Origin of the sequence: Corynebacterium lizhenjunii (genome assembly GCF_011038655.2) — a bacterium.
GTDB classification, from domain to species: domain Bacteria; phylum Actinomycetota; class Actinomycetes; order Mycobacteriales; family Mycobacteriaceae; genus Corynebacterium; species Corynebacterium lizhenjunii.
In genome coordinates this window covers 1907438-1924148 of record NZ_CP064954.1, presented here as the reverse complement: position 1 = coordinate 1924148, position 16711 = coordinate 1907438, and the positions used below count along the sequence as shown (strand labels likewise).

The following is a 16711-nucleotide window of genomic DNA, read 5'->3' as shown; positions in this document are numbered from 1 at the left end:
ATTGACGACCACACCACCACCCAGATCATGACCCGACCACCTAGCCAGAAACACCCCTACCACCTATGCAGACTACCCCGACCAAATACCCGAAATCGGCAGGGGCTACTAGCGCGGGCTAGTCGATCTCCGAAGTACTTGATGGCCCACTCAAATTCTTTGAATTCGGGATCGTATTTGTATGAAGAGATCCGCCCTATTAGTGCGCAAACCCAATCGGCGCATTGAACAGTCTGGTAAAGATGACTTTCCACCTCAAGTGGAGGCTCTAACAGTTTGTCCGCGTCTTGATGTGAAAACATGAATTTTGCGCTCGATACGAAGACTTCCAGTCGCTCTGTGGGACCTTGTTTATCGAGTATCATGAGGTGATGTTGGTCGTCTGGGAGGGACCAATTTACGCGTTTAATGAGTTCATTCATTGCGTGGTCGTATCGCGAGCGTTCGTCTTCGCCTGTCTCGTCATTGGTGCCGCGTGGTTTTTCTTGTCCGTAGAAGATTACTTGGGCGTTGAGTCGTTCTAGTATGTTCAGAACGCGGTTTATCATGTTGCGGACTTCGCGGTACTTTTTGACGTTCTGGGTGGTCAGCAGTGCTGCGCCCTTCTTCTCCCAGTGTTCGACTGGTTCACCTTTTGAGATAACCTTCGCCTCTATTTCCTCTTTGAGGCCTTGCTCTTTGATTCTGCGGAACGCACCTGAGAGCTGCCGAATGTTGTCTGCAGGGATGATGAAACCACCGATTCCAAAGACTGGATGGGTTTTAAATCTGCGGTCTGCGCGGGATATATAGGCCCCGTTATGTCCGAACTCGTCGAAGTATCCGATATACATGTTTCCCCTTGAATACGCGAAAGCTCGTGTTGTGTACACGAGCCTCGGAAGTGGAGCACCGCAGTGCGTCCGCAACTCACTGTAGCGTGTCCCGTGGGTCTGGTCAAGGGGTAGGTTCCGTGGAGAACCCCCAAGTGCGAGACTAGTCTGGCGCAACATGAGGACAGGAGCATGAGTTTTAGTCGGAAGCCGAAACACTTGGGGCAGAAGCCTCGAGTGGCAATGGGGTGGGGTTAGAATGGTGCACATGCGCGTATATCTTGGAGCAGACCATGCAGGGTTCGAGATGAAGAACCTCATCGCTGAGCATCTGAAGAAGCAAGGCCACGACGTTATTGATTGTGGTGCACACGTTTATGACGCTGAGGATGACTACCCGGCGTTTTGTATTGAAGCGGCGCAGCGCACGGTTAATGATCCGGGCTCTTTGGGCATTGTGCTGGGTGGATCCGGTAACGGCGAGCAGATTGCGGCCAACAAGGTCAAGGGGGCGCGCTGCGCCCTGGCCTGGTCCCCGGAGACTGCCCGCCTGGCGCGCGAACACAATAACGCTCAGCTCATCGGATTGGGTGGGCGCATGCACTCGGAGGAAGAGGCCCTGGCTATTGTGGACGCCTTCCTGGACCAGGAATGGTCCCGTGCGGAGCGCCACCAGCGTCGCATTGACATCCTGGCTGACTACGAGCGCACCGGCATTGCCCCGGAGGTCCCGGGACACACCGAGGCTTAACTGTTGGGACTTAGCTGCCGGAACTGTTGAGTGCGGTCAAGAGGGGGATGCGCTGCAAGGGCCGCACAAACGTCAGCGCTGTGGACACCAGGGCAAGGGTGGAAATGACTGCCAAACTGGCGGTGGTTCCCCAGTGCTCAAATCCGAAGCCAGCCAGGATTGCGCCGGCAGGCATGAGGAAAATTCCCGGCACGGTGGAGGCGGTGGTCACTGAGCCCATCCGCCCCTCGGGAGTCACGGCTGCGGTAAAGGCACCGATGGCGGAGTTGAAGGAAGCCAACGGTAGCCCGGCGGCGAACAACGTGACAATCGTCGCCGCCGTATTGTCATGAACTAGCGTGAGCATAAAGAGTCCGGCTGTGAACGCCGCCAGTGCCATAGTCCCTAGCTTTCCCAGCGGGACCCGTTTGGTCAGCGGGCCCGCGAAGAAGGAACCCGCGATAACGCCTGCGGAGAACGCGGCCGAAATGAGACCGACCACAAAGGCGGAGGCTCCGGCGTCGCGGTAGGAGAAAATTAGCAGAAGGATAAACGCGGACATCGGCACGTTTGCTATCGCCGCCACCACGGTTATCCACCGCGGGCCGGGGTGGTTGAACACAAACCGAAAGCCTTCAGCGGCGGTGCCCGCCAGGGACGGGGAGGATTCGTCTGAGCTTGGGGCGGGGGCATCGGCAAGCTTCCGGTTGGGCACTAGAACGCTAGCCAGGCCATGTAAGCAACTTTGCACCGCCAGGCACACTGCTGGGGCCAAGGAGTAGAGGAAGCCAGCCACCGGCCCGCCGATAACTGCAGCGGCAGATTCGCGGCCGTGCGCGATGGCATTGGCGGTGCCGAAGTCATCGGGAGCAACTATTTGCTGAATGAGACTTTGCTCACTGGGGGCATCAAAAGCTGACAAAGCGGTGGCAACGATGGCGCACCCCGCAATGACCAGTAAGGAAGTCGCACCAAAGCCAACCATAGCCGTGATGCCCAGCCAGAGGATGGCCTGAGTCAACGTGACCAGGCGCAAAACAGTGGAGGCGTGGAACGTGTCAGTCAATGCACCGGCGGGCAGGCTGAGCACCACCAAAGCTGCGGTGCTCAATCCGGAGATGGTGCCGGTGAGCGTGGCGTTGCCGCTGACATCAAAGACCAGTAGGGGAATGGCCACTGCGGCCATGGCATAGGCGGACTGATTAAGTGCCATGGTGCCCACAAGGCGCTGGTAACCAGGAGTATTTTTCAGATTGGACATGTCTGAAGGTTCCTTCTCAAGAACAGAGCGGAGGAATACGGTCAGGCAGCAATGGGCATGCCTGCCCGGGACCGGGCCCAGCCAGCATCAACCAAACAGGGGAAGCCTGGTCCTTGATGGCCCCTGCTGGTTATTGCTGGTGGCAACGCGAAGCGCGGTGCCGGGCTATGGGCGTCCGAGGCGGAAGGAGAACACCTGGCCGTGGTTGGCGATGGTGACAAATTCGAATCGCATGTTTCTCCTGCTTCCGGTTAAGCGCTGACTGTGTCAACTTTGGCAGCGCAATCTTTATGTGATTTCCGTCATCTTACCTGTGGCGCGGGGCGCACGCAACCTCGTGGCGCGTGTAGCGCTGTGGCCGGTGCGTGCCGCGGGGGCCGCTAGCTAAACAACTCTGGAAAGCGATTGCTGAGCGATTGCCGCAGGTCCCGCTCCTGTACAAGTTCCGTCAGCTGTCGCAGGAAGTCGTTCGGGTGGGAGGATTCCATGTGGTGTACGTCAAGGGAAAGCTGGCGGTGGAAATCTTGCTGGATGGAAAGAATCTCCCGCGCAGCTTTCTTGCCAGCGGGGGACAACGAGTGCATGGTGGTGCGTTTGTCATTGTCGGAATTCGAACGCACGGTAAGTCCCTTGCTTGCCAGCGTTGCTAGCAAGCGGCTGGGGCTGCCTGGCTCGCACACCAGATAGGCGCCGACTTCCTTGGTGCTCAGTGGGCCATATGTGTGGATGATCTCTAAGGCCTCGGCCTGCGCGGCAGTCAAGCCTAAGTGGGCAAAAGCGGCGTTGAGCTGGCGGTTGCCCTGGCGTTGCAGTGCGAGGATGAGGTAGCGCAGCTGTTGGGGATGGTCTGATAGCTGTGAGGTCCGGGTCATGCGAGGCTTCCCGTCGTTACTACTTGCTCAAGTCGGCTCAATCGCTTGCCGGGGACCAGGCTGGCCTCATGCTGGCCGATGAGAGCTACCAGCGGGCCCTGCTGGAAGATCTCGTGGCGCACCCGCGTGCGTGCGCCTTGGCTGCTGAGGTGCCAGGAGCTTTCTTCCCGCAGGCCGGGCAGTGTGATGGTCATGCGAACTGTATCAGCCTGCTGGTAGAGCTCGAGTGTTCCGCGAAGCAGGCCCAAGGCCTGGATGGAGAATTTCCCTGGGGTAGAGGTGGCTTTTGCTGAGGTGAAGGCCGGGTTCCAGGAGGGGGTGTTTTCGATGTCGCACAATGTTGAGTAAATGGCCGTTAGTGGGGCTGCGATGGTGTGCTCTGCAGCAAAGTTAGATGTAGATGACATGTCACGTATATTAGCAGAAAGTCGGGACGGGGGCTGAGGGTAATGTCTGAACTGGCCGAATAATGCCCACGTTGCGCAGGAAGCATCAAGACAAGGAGCGGGGCGACGAGCAGCTCACGTTCAGCTTCGACGAGTTTTTACTGAGCAAACCGCATGATTCTGAGGCACATACGGCCCTGCCTCGCCCCTCAGATAGGGCAGCGAAGCGATAATGGGAGGCAACGTCTCGCCTCGCCGTCGCCTTGAGTATCGAGCTGAGACGACCAAGGCAGTCGCGACGCTCCACGCTGGAGCAGGTGAGGAGGAGATGTGGGCGAGCAGATGCAACTAGTAAAGTCGAAGCAACGCGTGGCCGACCACGGCGAGGTCTTTACCCCGGAGTGGATGGTCAACGACATGCTTGACCTGGTTAAAGACGAGTCGGAGCGTATCGATGCTCGTGTCCTCGAACCTGCCTGCGGTGAGGGCGCCTTCCTCCAAGAGATCCTGCGCCGCAAGCTCTCGACCGTCCAAGCCCGATACGGCAAGAACGACTTCGAGCGTCGCCACTACGCACTCCTTGCCCTCATGAGCACCTACGGCATCGAGCTGCTTACCGACAACGCCGAGATTTGCCGCGCCAACCTCCTCTCCATCTTCACGGACTTCATCGGCGAGGATCCGGACGGCACGTGGGCGGCGGCTGCTCGCGCAGTTCTCACGATCAACATCGTGCAGGCCGACGCCCTGACCATGACGATCCCCAGCGGGGAGCCCCTGACCTTCGCCGAGTGGGGCTACCTCGGGGCGGGCAAGTTCCAACGGAGAGACTTCCAGTATCAGGACCTGACAAAACGCGCAGCATTCGGAGAGGACACCTTGTTCGGCTCCATGGACGTGGCCGAAATCTTCACCCCCGATACCTCATTCCCTCCAATGACTGTTGGCGAGATTGCCGCTCGAGGAGCGCAGTCAGCATGAGCATGTCGAACCTCCTGCTGAACAAGCACAACCCTGACGTGCTCACCTGCATCGCGAACCTCTCGAACGATGAAGTGTTCACGCCTCCAGAGATGGCTGCTGCCATGCTTGACCTCGCCACCGAAGCGTGGGCGCGTGATCATGACGGGGAGAACCTGTGGGCGAACCCGAACGCCCGGGTGCTGGATCCGTTCGTAAAAACCGGGGTCTTTCTCCGGGAGGCGACCCGCCGTTTCAACGAAGGGCTCATTACCGCTATTCCTGATGCTCAGGAGCGGGTCAACCACATCCTCACCAAGCAGATTTACGGGATTGCTATCACTGAGCTCACTGCCCTCATGGCTCGCCGCAGTGTGTACTGCTCGAAGTACGCCAACAGTGAACACTCAATCTGCACCGCCTTCGACACCCCAGAAGGCAACATCTGGTTCGAGCGCACCGAACACACATGGGATGACAAAACCGGCACACGCGAGAGACGAGTTGACCCACTCTCCGGCGAGGAAATCTTTATCCGCACTGGTCGGCGCTGCTCGTACTGTGGGGCCGGGGAAGAGGACTATGGGCGCGGCGAGGACCTCGAGACCCACGCCTATGCCTTCATCCACACTAATGACATCAAGAAACGCATTAACGAAATCTTTGGAGACGACATGCACTTTGACCTTATCGTCGGCAACCCTCCTTACCAGCTCTCCGATGGAGGTTTTGGCAAATCGGCAGCTCCCATCTACCAGAACTTTGTAGAACAAGCCAAAGCCCTCGATCCCAGGTACCTGACGATGATCGTTCCCTCACGATGGTTCACCGGCGGTAAAGGCCTGGATGATTTTCGGGTTTCAATGCTCAACGATCGACGGCTCCGCACAATCACGGACTATGTCAATGCCTCCGACGTCTTCTCGGGGATTGGCCTCAAGGGTGGAGTGTGTTACTTCCTTTGGAACCGGGACAGCGAAGGTGACTGTACGGTAACCACGCATTTCAAAGATCAAGAACCGTCAGTCGCAACACGTCCACTACTTGAAGCAGGAGCCGAAACTTTTATCCGCTTCAATCAAGGCGTCAGCATCCTCAAGAAGGTCCTTGAACAGGAAGCGTCTGGATCTTTCGCGGACTTAGTGAGCGCCCGTAAACCGTTTGGTCTCGACACCACTTTCAAGGGCAGCGCCAGACGAAGGAACGAGACGGATTACGTCATATACCAAAACGGAGGGACAGCATATGCCCCTGCGGAAAGGATCCGGGCCGGGCACGAGCTCGTTGACTGCTGGAAACTGTTTGTCGGGTATGCGGCTCCAGGTACAGGCAACAAGGATACTTATCCGCATAGGATTATTAGTACGCCATTTATTGGCCGACCCGGTGAGATTTCGTCGGAAACGTATTTATGTATCGGACCTTTTGATACTAAGGTCGAGGCCATCAGTGCATTGTCTTACCTTAAGTGCCGTTTCACTCGTTTCCTGATTCTCTTGCGTAAGGCTTCGCAACATGTGACGTCGAAGGTCTACACATTCGTTCCTCAGCAGTCCTGGGACCGAACGTGGACCGACGAGGAGTTGTACGCCAAGTATGGGCTGACCGAGGAGGAGATCGCGTTCATTGAGTCGATAGTGCGCCCGATGGAGGATGAGTGATGGCCAGGCGCGATGAGGAGCTCCTTCCCTCTAAGTCTTTGGCTCGGCTGCGGATTTATGCCTGGTCACCAAAGAACCCTCCGGCCGGCTACGAGGGGCTCATCAAGATCGGTCAGACGACCAAGGAGGATGTGCGCGACCGGATCCGTGAGTCTCAGGGGCAGATGCAGCAGGAGTTCACCCTGCACGCCGATGTCATCGCTGAGCGCGAGGATGGCAGCCTCTTCCGTGACAAGGACGTCATTCAGCGACTGAAAGCAAAGGGGTTTGAGAACCCACACTTTGGTTCCGCAACTGAGTGGGTGCGCTGCAAGTCGGCTGATGTCCTCACTGCCATTGCTGAACTGCGCACCGGCATGGAGTATACCGGCGAGCGCTACCAAACCTTCGCCATGCGCCCCGAGCAAGAACGTGCCGTTGAGCACACCCTTGCCTATTACAACTCCATCTGGGAAGAAGATCCGGGTGCGGTTCCGCGCTTCTTGTGGAACGCCAAGATGCGGTTCGGCAAGACCTTTACCACCTACCAGCTCGCCAAGCGTATGAGTGCCAAGCGCGTGCTGGTCGTGACCTTTAAGCCTGCCGTGCAGGACGCCTGGCGTGAAGACCTGGCAAGCCATGTGGACTTCGAGGGCTGGCAGTATCTGAGCGTGAAAACCCTCGATGAGGGTATCGAGGTCAAGACAGATCAGCCTTTGGTGTACTTCGGTTCCTTCCAGGACCTCCTCGGACGCGACAAGAAGACCGGCCTGATCAAGTCGAAGAACGAGTGGATTCACACCGTCAACTGGGACCTGGTGGTCTTCGACGAGTACCACTTCGGAGCATGGCGGGACAATGCCAAGGCCCTCTTCGAAGGCGAGGACGAGAAAGAGGCCGCCAAGGAGCTCAAAGTTGAGTACCACGAGGGGCTGGCTGCCTTCGATGAAGAGCTTGACGAGCTTGGCAGTGATGAGGATGACTTTCTTCCCATCACGACCCGCTCTTACCTCTACCTCTCGGGCACGCCCTTCAAGGCTTTGGCCACGGGCGAGTTCATCGAAGAACAGATCTTCAACTGGACCTACACCGATGAGCAGCGTGCTAAAGGCCAATGGACTATTGAGCATCCCGGTGAGTGGAACCCATATGCGGCGCTACCTGAGATGCGCCTCCTGACCTACCGGATGCCTGATGATTTGGTTGCTATCGCCCACCAGGGTGAGTTCGACGAGTTCGACCTCAACACCTTCTTCGAAGCCACAGGTAGCGACAAGACAGCCCGGTTCATCCACGAATCTGACGTACAGAAGTGGCTGGACCTGATCCGTGGCGAGCATGCACCCACGCAGGTGGACATGCTCAAAGCCGGTGGCCGCCCGCCTTTCCCTTACGCGGATGCCCGTCTGCTTCCTTACCTCCAGCATTCGTTCTGGTACCTGCCAAACGTTGCTGCCTGCCAGGCAATGGCGAACCTGCTCACCGCCCGCCACAACACCTTCTGGCATCAATACCAGGTGATAGTTGCCGCTGGAGCTGGCGCTGGTGTTGGGGTCGAAGCACTCCCGCCCGTACGTGAGGCAATCGGGGACGGACACGACACCAAAACCATCACGCTCTCGTGCGGCAAGCTCACCACTGGGGTGACAGTCAAGCAGTGGTCATCGATCCTGATGCTGCGCAACCTCACCAGCCCAGAGTCCTACTTCCAGGCTGCATTCCGGGTGCAGTCCCCGTGGGCGATCAAGAACCCCGATGGGGATGATCCAAATCGGGCGGAGATCCTCAAACCCGTCGGATTCGTCTTCGACTTCGCCCCCACCCGCGCTCTGCGTCAGATTGCCGACTACGGCACCGGACTGCATCCAGAGGCGGACAGCCCCGAGCATGCCGTCGCCGAGCTCGTCAACTATCTCCCGGTACTGGCCTATGACGGTGCCTCGATGAAGGAGATCGACGCGGGCGAGGTGCTCGACATCGCTATGTCTGGCACCTCAGCCACCCTGCTGGCGAAAAAGTGGGAGTCAGCAATCCTCGTTAACGTCGACAACATGACGCTCAAGAAGATCATGAACGACGAGCGAGCCATGCAAGCCATCCTCAACATCGAAGGCTTCCGAGCCCTGGGTGCAGACATCTTCGAAACCGTGGTCAACAAGAGTGAAGCTGTGTCCAAGACCAAGAAGGAGAAAGGCGAGTCGCTGACCAAGACGGAGAAGGAGGATCTCTCAGCCGAGGAGAAGGAGTACAGGTCCAAGCGCAAACAGATTCAGGAAAAGCTCATCAAGTTCGCTACCCGGATCCCTGCATTCATGTACCTGACTGACTTTAGGGAGAACACGCTCTACGACGTCATCACCAAGATTGAACCGGACTTGTTCAAGCGGGTGACCGGCTTGTCCGTGGAGGACTTCAACCTCTTGGTGAACCTGGGTGTCTTCAACTCCATCCATATGAACCAAGCTGTCTTCGCCTTCCGCCGCTACGAGGACGCCTCACTGTCATACGTCGGCTACGCCTCCCAGGCAGAGAAGAAACGCCGTGAATACCTCCGTAAAGTCGGCCTCTACAACACCGTCATCACCCTTGAAACGGGTTAGCACAGCTTATAACGCTCGCGCGATAATAATCCCCACCCAAATCCGAAGAGCCGGAAAACCGCTCCAGAACAGCGAAAAAGTCACCTCGGACACCTCCCGAATTTGTGTCCGCAGTGACGTTATATTGGAGGGAATGACGGGAATCGAACCCGCGTCTTCAGCTTGGAAGGCTGAGGTATTAGCCACTATACGACATTCCCACATTATCGTCTCGGTTTGCAGCGTCATGCCCAAAAGCCATGCCCCAAACACGAAACAACAGTGTGCAAGCCATGCTAGCGCAAAGCGAGGCTGGGGAAAACTTGGGGCCGCTATCAGCGCCGGAACTTTTGGGGTACCTGAGGCGTTGTAGTGGTAGTTTCCCGGCCTGGGGCATAGGCTGGGGCCGGAGAATTAGCGGATGGCTGTGAAGAGAACCGTGGAGAGAAAGGTGGCTGCACAATGACGTTGTTGCTTATAGCTGTGGTGGTAGGGGGCGCTGTGTGGTTGATTTCCAGTCGCGGCAAGAAGAACGCGGCGCAGCTAGAGGCGCAGTCTTTTGAGGACGCCATGGCGGAGGCCCGCCGGTGGACAGAGCGCTTGGGTGGGCAGGTGATGAACCTGGCTGGCACGGATACGGCGTCTTCTCAGGCGCTTGCCGATGCCGCCGAGCGTTTCACCGCCGCAAATTCCGCCCTGGCCCGGGCTACAACTGCCACCCAGGCCAATCTGGCGCGCGAGTCCGCGCTGGAGGGGTTGCACTACGTTAATGCTGCGCGCGAGATTATGGGGCTGCCGGCTGGGCCGGAGTTGCCGCCGTTAGAAGGACAGCGCAAGGCTGGCAAGGTGACCGAAAAGCGCACGGTGGAGGTTGGCGACGGGCAGTCGCTAACGGCATCGCCGCATGCCTCGGAGGAAACCCCCAACTACTACCCGGGTGGCATGGTGGCCGGGCGGCCGGTACCAGCCGGCTGGTATTCCCGGCCGTGGTGGGCCGATGCCTTGAGTACAGGCGTGTGGATGATGGGCTATTCGATGATGTTTAACGCCATGTTCGCTGGTATGGCGGGCGTGGGATATACCGCTGCGGCAGCAGAATCCGGTGATTGGGCCGGGGGTGGCCTCGACGGTGACCTGGGTGTTGACGGTGCTGGGGAGGGCATCGGCGAGCTAGGCGAAGGCGGTGACATTGCAGCCGACGGTGACGGGGAAGGCTTCTTTGGTGGTCTGTTCGGCGGCGACGGCGACGGTGGCGGAATGTTTGATTTCGACTTCGACTTCTAGGGCTAGCCGCAGGACGCCACCGGCCCCGCGCGCGTATTGTGGGGCCCATGTCTGTACCAAGTATCAAACTGCGCGACGGAAATGTCATCCCTCAACTGGGCTTCGGGGTGTTCAAGGTGGACCCGGAGGCCACGGCGGAATTGGTGGCGGAGGCCCTGCGCGTGGGCTACCGCCACATCGACACCGCTGCCATTTATGGCAATGAGGAAGGGGTGGGGCGCGCCATTGCACAGTCCGGCATTCCGCGCGAAGAGCTGTTTATCACCACCAAGCTGTGGAATGACCGCCAAACAGATGCGGCGGCGGCGCTAGATGAATCGCTGCAGAAGTTGGGCCTGGACTACGTGGACCTCTACCTCATCCACTGGCCCACCCCGGAAAAGGACACCTATGTGGAGGCCTGGAAGTCCCTCATCGAACTGAAGAAAGCTGGCAAGACCAAGTCCATCGGCGTGTCCAATTTTGAGTTGGAACACCTGGAGAAGCTGGAGACCCACACCGAGGAAACCCCCGTGGTCAACCAGGTGGAGCTGCACCCCTACCTGCAGCGCTGGCGGGATCTGGATGCCTTCCGCGCCCACGGGGTAGAGATTGAGGCTTGGGGTCCGCTGGGGCAGGGCAAGTCCGATATTTTGGAGGCGCCAGAGCTTGCCGATGCCGCCGCGGCGCACGGCGTGTCCCCCGCGCAGGTCCTCATCCGCTGGCACCTGCAAAATGGGGTCATTGTGTTCCCGAAGTCGGCTAATAAGGGCCGGATTGCGGAGAACTTTGATGTCTTTGGTTTTGAGCTTTCGGAGGCTGAGATGGCCGCGATTACTGACCTGGACCGGGGTGAAGAAGGCCGCGGTGGCCCGCACCCGAATGAGTTCAATTAACCCCTTGGCACTGGCCGTTTAGGGATTTTTGCGCGCAACAAGTAGACTCGTCCGACGTACGGGGCGTGGCGCAGCTTGGTAGCGCACCTGCTTTGGGAGCAGGGGGTCGCAGGTTCAAATCCTGTCGCCCCGACGTTTAGGGGCCTTAGGCTAGATGCCTTGGGCCCCTTTAGTACACTTTGAGGCCGTAGGAAATTGACCCTCTAAATTAAGACCCAGGAGACTTATCCGTGAAGACTACCGTGGACAAGCTGAGCGATACCCGCGTCAAGCTGACCGTCAACGTTCCGTTCTCGGAGCTGGACAAGGAAATCGACCAGGCATACGCGGCAATCGCGCAGCAGATTTCCATCCCTGGCTTCCGTAAGGGCAAGGCGCCTCGCCAGCTGATCGATGCCCGCGTTGGCCGCGGCCCGATCCTGGAGCAGGTTGTCAACGATATGCTGCCGGCTCGCTACGAGCAGGCAGTGGTGGAAAACGACATCAAGGCTATTGGCCAGCCTGAGGTTGACATCACCAAGCTGGAAGACAACGAGGTGGTCGAGTTCACCGCTGAGGTGGACGTCCGCCCGGAAATTGAGGTCCCGGACTTCTCCAAGATCTCCGTGACCGTTCCTTCCCTGGAGGTAGAGGACAAGGACGTTGATGAGGCCCTGGAGCAGCTGGCAGAGCGCTTCGGTGAGCTCAAGGACACCAAGCGCAAGATGAAGACTGGTGACTACGCCATCATCGACATCGTTGCAGAGATTGACGGTGAGAAGATTGAGGACGCTTCCACCGAGGGCCTGTCCTACCGCATTGGTGATGATGACCTGATCAAGGGTCTAGACACCGCGCTGCGTGGTCTGAAGACCGGTGAGGACGCTGAGTTCACCACGGAAATGCAAACCGGTGAGCACAAGGGCGAAGAGGCCACGGTCAAGGTGCACGTGGTGCAGTCCAAGGAGCGCAAGCTGCCGGATCTGGATGATGAGTTTGCTCAGCTGGCTTCCGAGTTCGACACTATCGAGGAACTGCGCGAGTCCACTAAGACCCGCGTTGAGGAAGACAAGAAGTCCGAGCAGGCTGCCGCTATCCGTGACGAGGTCCTCAAGGCCGCTCTGGAGCAGGTCTCCTTCGAGCTGCCGACCTCCATTGTGGACGAGCAGGTTCACGCTCAGCTGCACCAGGCTCTGGGCCAGCTGGCTCACGATGAGAAGGTCCTGGCTCGCCTGCTGGAGGCTCAGGGTACTTCCCGCGAGGAGTTCGACAAGCAGACCCGCGAGCAGGCAGAAGAGTCTGTGCGTACGCAGCTCTTCCTGGACGCTGTCGCTGAGCAGGAAGACGTGGAGGTCTCCCAGCAGGAGGTCATGGACCACATCCTGTTTACCGCCCAGTCTTATGGCATGGACCCCAACGAGTTCATCCAGCAGATCCAATCCAACGGACAGATTGGCAACCTGTTTGCAGACGTGCGCCGCGGCAAGGCTCTGGCTGCTGCCATCTGCCGCGTTGAGGCTAAGGATGACAAAGGGGAAGTCGTTGACGTGGACCAGTACTTTGGGGAGATCGACGAGAACGAAGAGGCTTCCGAAGACGCCTAATTTCACCCATCTCACCTAAGGTGAAGCAGGGGCCTGGCTGTGTGCCGGGCCCTTTTTGCGTGTTCTGCGGTGTGCGTGGAAGCGGGCTGCACGCTATCAGCGAACAAGGCCCTCTGGGGCGGAAATCCTGCCGGGGGACGCGGTAGGGTGGTGCCATTGGCCTTGCCGCCGGTGCGGTGGCGGGCGGGAATGAAATTGTGTGAGCGGCACTTGAGTAGGGAAGAACTGCACAAGGACCCTCATCGGGATTTTTATACAGCAAGGAGAAAGTTGGACATGTCGAACCTGCAGATGACCACCCCCGCGGCGGGGATGAGCTTGGGTGATAGCGTGTATGAGCGCTTGTTGCATGAGCGCATTATCTTCCTGGGCACCCAGGTTGATGATGAAATTGCTAATAAGCTCTGCGCGCAGATCCTGTTGCTGTCTGCGGAGGACCCCACTCGCGATATTTCGCTCTACATCAATTCCCCTGGTGGTTCCGTGACTGCGGGCATGGCTATCTACGACACCATGAAGTATTCTCCGTGCGACATCGCGACCTATGGCATGGGCTTGGCGGCGTCGATGGGACAGTTTCTGCTCTCCGGTGGCACGAAGGGTAAGCGCTTCGCTTTGCCGCATGCGCGCATTATGATGCACCAGCCTTCCGCAGGTGTAGGCGGTACCGCTGCGGACATCGCCATTCAGGCGGAGCAGTTCGCAGCCACCAAGCGGGAGATGGCGGAGCTGATTGCTGAGCACACTGGTCAGACCTTCGAGCAGATCACCAAGGACTCTGACCGTGACCGCTGGTTTACTGCACAGCAGGCTAAGGACTATGGCTTGGTTGACCACGTCATTGAGTCCGTCAACGGTCCGATCAACAACTAAGCACCGTAGAAGGAGAAATTTTTACCATGTCACAGTTCCAAATGCCGAACTCCCGCTACGTGCTGCCTTCCTTCATTGAGCAGTCCGCGCAGGGAACCAAGGAAACTAACCCTTACTCCAAGCTCTTTGAAGAACGCATTATCTTCCTGGGGACCCAGGTAGATGACACCTCGGCTAATGACATCATGGCGCAGCTGCTGGTCCTGGAGTCCCAGGATCCAGACCGCGACATCACCATGTACATCAACTCCCCGGGTGGTTCCTTTACTGCCCTGATGGCCATTTATGACACCATGCAGTACGTGCGGCCGGACGTGCAGACTGTGTGCCTGGGGCAGGCGGCATCGGCAGCCGCAGTGTTGTTGGCTGCGGGCGCACCAGGCAAGCGTGCAGCGCTGCCTAACTCCCGCATTCTTATCCACCAGCCGCGCACCCAGGGCACCCAGGGGCAGGTTTCGGACCTGGAGATCGAGGCCAATGAGATTGAGCGCATGCGCCGCTTGATGGAAGACACGCTGGCCCACCACTCCGGCCGGACCTCCGAGCAGATTCGCCAGGACACTGACCGCGATAAGATCCTTACTGCCCAAGAGGCCGTGGATTATGGGCTTATTGATGCGGTCTTCGATTACCGCAAGCTCAACCGGGCCTAACACGCTCCCACTTCACGCCACCCCCAACCTCACGCGCTGGCATAGGCCAATGTTCTGTGCGGGCGCAGTCCACGCTGAGGTTGGGGCTTCGTGCGCTAGGGGCGGGTGTTGAGTATTATCGGCCCCATGAACGGGGGAACACAACGCACTCGGACCTACTCCTACAACGCCGTCTTGCTAGTCGGCGGCATTTTGTTCATCTTCGCTGCTATTTTCTTTATCGCACTGCTGGCACAGGGGGAGGAAACTCAGCGGGCACTGCTGGACCTCTCGGGACAGGTGCTCGGACCAGCTCTGGCGGCCACCATTGCGTGGAGCGGGGTGTCAAGGACCATCCGCAACCACCGGCGGCAAGAGATTCTCAAGGACTGGCATGCAAATGTTAGGTGGGCCTGCGAGGCCTACCAGAATGCGAAGGATGACGTCGGGCAGGAATTGGCCGTGGCAATCCTGGGGACCCTGGATTCGCACCCAGAGCTCGAGGAACCTGAGCAGGCTCTTATTGATGCAGTTCTCAATTCAATCATGTTGAACAGGCAGTCGTGACAAACACCGTGCACTGCCCTAAGATCTACTCATAAGAATGAAAGCGAGGTTTAAGAGGCATGAGCGTCCACCTTCGGCCAGAGGACGAAGTCGACTACACGGAGCGTCCAACGCGTGCTCAAGTACTTGCTGCGCAACACATCATTCGTCGCTACGAAGAGGGGATCGGTAAGCTGCCGATTACCCCGCGCATTCGCTACATTGCAAACTATAAGCACACCCGCTAGTGGGGGAACCTCACTGGGCGGGCGCACGAAGTTTCGGGGCGCGCGCACTGCCTGCGGGGTGGTGTCGCGTTGATTGACTAGAGTAGAGTCGTTCTTTTCTGTACACCTAGCGAGACGGAAGGCCAACATTGGCACGTATGCAAGAAAGCGCTGATCTGCTGAAATGTTCATTCTGTGGGAAGAGCCAAAAGCAGGTAAAGAAGCTGATTGCCGGCGGCGGCGTGTACATCTGTGATGAGTGCATTGAGCTGTGCAATGAGATTATTGAAGAAGAGCTCAGCAAGTCCCAGGGGGAGGAGTCGGCGGCAGAGGAAACTCGCCTGCCGCGGCCTTCGGAAATCTCAGCCTTTTTGGATAAGTATGTCATCGGCCAAGACCGCGCCAAGCGCGTGCTGTCAGTAGCGGTATACAACCACTACAAGCGCATTCGCGTGGAGGAGGCCGCCTCGGCAGGCCGTGGTGCGCTCGCTGACGAAGACGCGGTAGAGATCGCGAAGTCCAATATCTTGCTGCTGGGCCCAACAGGATCGGGTAAGACCTACCTGGCGCAGACCTTGGCGCGCATGTTGGATGTTCCGTTTGCTATAGCGGACGCCACCAGCCTGACGGAAGCGGGCTACGTGGGCGAGGATGTAGAAAACATTTTGCTCAAATTGCTGCAGGCTGCCGATTTTGATGTGGAGCGCGCACAGCGCGGCATCATTTATGTCGATGAGGTAGATAAGATTTCGCGTAAGTCTGATAATCCTTCGATTACGCGGGATGTTTCCGGCGAGGGCGTGCAGCAAGCACTGCTGAAGATTCTGGAGGGCACCGTGGCGGCCATTCCGCCGCAGGGCGGGCGTAAGCACCCCAACCAGGAATTTATTCAACTGGATACGTCCAACATCCTCTTCATTGTCGCCGGAGCCTTTGCGGGCCTGGAGAAGGTGATTTCAGAGCGCGTGGGGAAGAAGGGCGTGGGCTTTGGCTCCACGTTGGACACTGCGGAAGAGCGCGAGAAGGTAGACATCTTTGACCAAGTGCGGCCAGAGGACTTGGTGAAGTTTGGCCTTATCCCAGAGTTCATTGGCCGCCTACCCGTGGTGGCCACCGTGGACAACCTGGATACTGAATCGCTTATTCGAGTGCTCACGGAACCGAAAAACTCACTGGTACGCCAGTACCAGGCCCTGTTTGAGATGGACGGGGCGCAGCTGGAATTCACGCAGAAGGCCCTGGAGGAGATCGCGGAGCTGGCCATGGAGCGTAAAACCGGTGCGCGTGGCCTGCGCGCCATTATGGAAGAGCTCCTGGTGCCCATCATGTTTGATCTGCCGGACCGCGAAGACGTCAGCGTAGTCAAGATTGACGCGGATACTGTGCGCGGCGAGGCGGAACCGGAGTTTGTCCCGCGCGAGGAGCTCTCCCAGGAGCAATCCGCCTAGGGG

General features: G+C 58.3%; 16 protein-coding genes and 2 tRNA genes. 13 read left to right on the top strand and 5 right to left on the bottom strand.

The window, feature by feature from the left end; genetic code table 11:
• Nucleotides 1-56: 56 nt before the first annotated feature.
• Nucleotides 57-833, bottom strand: coding sequence for a DUF3800 domain-containing protein (locus G7Y31_RS09025; protein ID WP_165009532.1), 777 nt, complete (start codon nt 831-833; stop codon nt 57-59).
• Between the two features lie 247 nt (nt 834-1080).
• On the opposite strand from G7Y31_RS09025, the gene G7Y31_RS09020 reads away from it, so the two are divergent.
• Nucleotides 1081-1563, top strand: coding sequence for a ribose-5-phosphate isomerase (locus G7Y31_RS09020; protein ID WP_165009530.1), 483 nt, complete (start codon nt 1081-1083; stop codon nt 1561-1563).
• 10 nt (nt 1564-1573) lie between these two features.
• On the opposite strand, the gene G7Y31_RS09015 is transcribed toward G7Y31_RS09020, so the two are convergent.
• From G7Y31_RS09015 to G7Y31_RS09005, 3 genes are all read right to left on the bottom strand, one after another.
• Nucleotides 1574-2803 carry an MFS transporter gene (locus G7Y31_RS09015; RefSeq protein ID WP_165009528.1) on the bottom strand — a complete coding sequence of 410 codons (1230 nt, stop codon included), beginning with the start codon at nt 2801-2803 and terminating at the stop codon, nt 1574-1576.
• Nucleotides 2804-3183: 380 nt separating this feature from the next.
• The gene (locus G7Y31_RS09010; protein ID WP_165009526.1) at nt 3184-3675 is read right to left on the bottom strand and encodes a MarR family winged helix-turn-helix transcriptional regulator; all 492 of its coding nucleotides are present in this window, start codon (nt 3673-3675) and stop codon (nt 3184-3186) included.
• Nucleotides 3672-4082 carry an SRPBCC family protein gene (locus G7Y31_RS09005; protein WP_165009524.1) on the bottom strand — a complete coding sequence of 137 codons (411 nt, stop codon included), beginning with the start codon at nt 4080-4082 and terminating at the stop codon, nt 3672-3674. The genes G7Y31_RS09010 and G7Y31_RS09005 overlap by 4 nt, the downstream gene beginning before the upstream one ends.
• A gap of 321 nt (nt 4083-4403) precedes the next feature.
• Here G7Y31_RS09005 and G7Y31_RS09000 point away from each other — a divergent pair, with 321 nt between their 5' ends.
• The 3 genes from G7Y31_RS09000 to G7Y31_RS08990 are packed head-to-tail and all read left to right on the top strand — an operon-like array spanning nt 4404 to nt 9261.
• Nucleotides 4404-5042, top strand: a complete 639-nt coding sequence (locus G7Y31_RS09000) for an N-6 DNA methylase (protein ID WP_196823558.1) — start codon at nt 4404-4406, stop codon at nt 5040-5042.
• Nucleotides 5039-6682: an Eco57I restriction-modification methylase domain-containing protein gene (locus tag G7Y31_RS08995; RefSeq protein WP_165009520.1), complete on the top strand. Its 1644-nt coding sequence runs from the start codon at nt 5039-5041 to the stop codon at nt 6680-6682. Before G7Y31_RS09000 ends, G7Y31_RS08995 begins: the two co-directional genes overlap by 4 nt.
• Complete coding sequence (locus tag G7Y31_RS08990; protein WP_165009518.1) at nt 6682-9261, top strand: DEAD/DEAH box helicase family protein; 2580 nt, start codon at nt 6682-6684, stop codon at nt 9259-9261. Before G7Y31_RS08995 ends, G7Y31_RS08990 begins: the two co-directional genes overlap by 1 nt.
• Before the next feature lie 125 nt (nt 9262-9386).
• On the opposite strand, the gene G7Y31_RS08985 is transcribed toward G7Y31_RS08990, so the two are convergent.
• A tRNA-Gly gene (locus G7Y31_RS08985) sits at nt 9387-9461 on the bottom strand.
• 241 nt (nt 9462-9702) lie between these two features.
• Here G7Y31_RS08985 and G7Y31_RS08980 point away from each other — a divergent pair.
• From G7Y31_RS08980 to clpX, 9 genes are all read left to right on the top strand, one after another.
• The gene (locus tag G7Y31_RS08980; protein ID WP_165009516.1) at nt 9703-10524 is read left to right on the top strand and encodes a DUF1542 domain-containing protein; all 822 of its coding nucleotides are present in this window, start codon (nt 9703-9705) and stop codon (nt 10522-10524) included.
• Nucleotides 10525-10571: 47 nt separating this feature from the next.
• Nucleotides 10572-11399 carry an aldo/keto reductase gene (locus G7Y31_RS08975; protein ID WP_165009514.1) on the top strand — a complete coding sequence of 276 codons (828 nt, stop codon included), beginning with the start codon at nt 10572-10574 and terminating at the stop codon, nt 11397-11399.
• Between the two features lie 59 nt (nt 11400-11458).
• Nucleotides 11459-11532, top strand: a tRNA-Pro gene (locus G7Y31_RS08970).
• A gap of 97 nt (nt 11533-11629) precedes the next feature.
• Nucleotides 11630-12982, top strand: a complete 1353-nt coding sequence (gene tig, locus G7Y31_RS08965; RefSeq protein ID WP_165009512.1) for a trigger factor — start codon at nt 11630-11632, stop codon at nt 12980-12982.
• Between the two features lie 276 nt (nt 12983-13258).
• The gene (locus tag G7Y31_RS08960) at nt 13259-13855 is read left to right on the top strand and encodes an ATP-dependent Clp protease proteolytic subunit (RefSeq protein ID WP_165009510.1); all 597 of its coding nucleotides are present in this window, start codon (nt 13259-13261) and stop codon (nt 13853-13855) included.
• A gap of 26 nt (nt 13856-13881) precedes the next feature.
• Nucleotides 13882-14508 carry an ATP-dependent Clp protease proteolytic subunit gene (locus G7Y31_RS08955; RefSeq protein ID WP_165009508.1) on the top strand — a complete coding sequence of 209 codons (627 nt, stop codon included), beginning with the start codon at nt 13882-13884 and terminating at the stop codon, nt 14506-14508.
• Nucleotides 14509-14634: 126 nt separating this feature from the next.
• Nucleotides 14635-15054: a hypothetical protein gene (locus G7Y31_RS08950; RefSeq protein ID WP_165009506.1), complete on the top strand. Its 420-nt coding sequence runs from the start codon at nt 14635-14637 to the stop codon at nt 15052-15054.
• Nucleotides 15055-15113: 59 nt separating this feature from the next.
• A complete protein-coding gene (locus G7Y31_RS08945) occupies nt 15114-15281 on the top strand; it encodes a hypothetical protein (protein ID WP_165009504.1) in 168 nt (55 codons plus the stop codon).
• 128 nt (nt 15282-15409) lie between these two features.
• Entirely contained in the window at nt 15410-16708 is a 1299-nt protein-coding gene (clpX, locus tag G7Y31_RS08940) for an ATP-dependent Clp protease ATP-binding subunit ClpX (protein WP_165009502.1), read from the top strand.
• The last annotated feature ends 3 nt before the right edge of the window (nt 16709-16711 follow it).

Bases quoted from the DNA above. Each gene is read 5' to 3' on its own strand.
- G7Y31_RS09005 (WP_165009524.1), bottom strand. From the start codon at position 4,082: ATGTCATCTACATCTAACTTTGCTGCAGAGCACACCATCGCAGCCCCA.
- G7Y31_RS08980 (WP_165009516.1), top strand. From the start codon at position 9,703: ATGACGTTGTTGCTTATAGCTGTGGTGGTAGGGGGCGCTGTGTGGTTG.
- G7Y31_RS08950 (WP_165009506.1), top strand. From the start codon at position 14,635: ATGAACGGGGGAACACAACGCACTCGGACCTACTCCTACAACGCCGTC.
- G7Y31_RS09010 (WP_165009526.1), bottom strand. From the start codon at position 3,675: ATGACCCGGACCTCACAGCTATCAGACCATCCCCAACAGCTGCGCTAC.
- G7Y31_RS09020 (WP_165009530.1), top strand. From the start codon at position 1,081: ATGCGCGTATATCTTGGAGCAGACCATGCAGGGTTCGAGATGAAGAAC.
- G7Y31_RS09000 (WP_196823558.1), top strand. From the start codon at position 4,404: ATGCAACTAGTAAAGTCGAAGCAACGCGTGGCCGACCACGGCGAGGTC.
- G7Y31_RS08955 (WP_165009508.1), top strand. From the start codon at position 13,882: ATGTCACAGTTCCAAATGCCGAACTCCCGCTACGTGCTGCCTTCCTTC.
- G7Y31_RS09015 (WP_165009528.1), bottom strand. From the start codon at position 2,803: ATGTCCAATCTGAAAAATACTCCTGGTTACCAGCGCCTTGTGGGCACC.
- G7Y31_RS08990 (WP_165009518.1), top strand. From the start codon at position 6,682: ATGGCCAGGCGCGATGAGGAGCTCCTTCCCTCTAAGTCTTTGGCTCGG.
- G7Y31_RS08945 (WP_165009504.1), top strand. From the start codon at position 15,114: ATGAGCGTCCACCTTCGGCCAGAGGACGAAGTCGACTACACGGAGCGT.
- G7Y31_RS09025 (WP_165009532.1), bottom strand. From the start codon at position 833: ATGTATATCGGATACTTCGACGAGTTCGGACATAACGGGGCCTATATA.
- G7Y31_RS08975 (WP_165009514.1), top strand. From the start codon at position 10,572: ATGTCTGTACCAAGTATCAAACTGCGCGACGGAAATGTCATCCCTCAA.
- G7Y31_RS08995 (WP_165009520.1), top strand. From the start codon at position 5,039: ATGAGCATGTCGAACCTCCTGCTGAACAAGCACAACCCTGACGTGCTC.
- G7Y31_RS08960 (WP_165009510.1), top strand. From the start codon at position 13,259: ATGTCGAACCTGCAGATGACCACCCCCGCGGCGGGGATGAGCTTGGGT.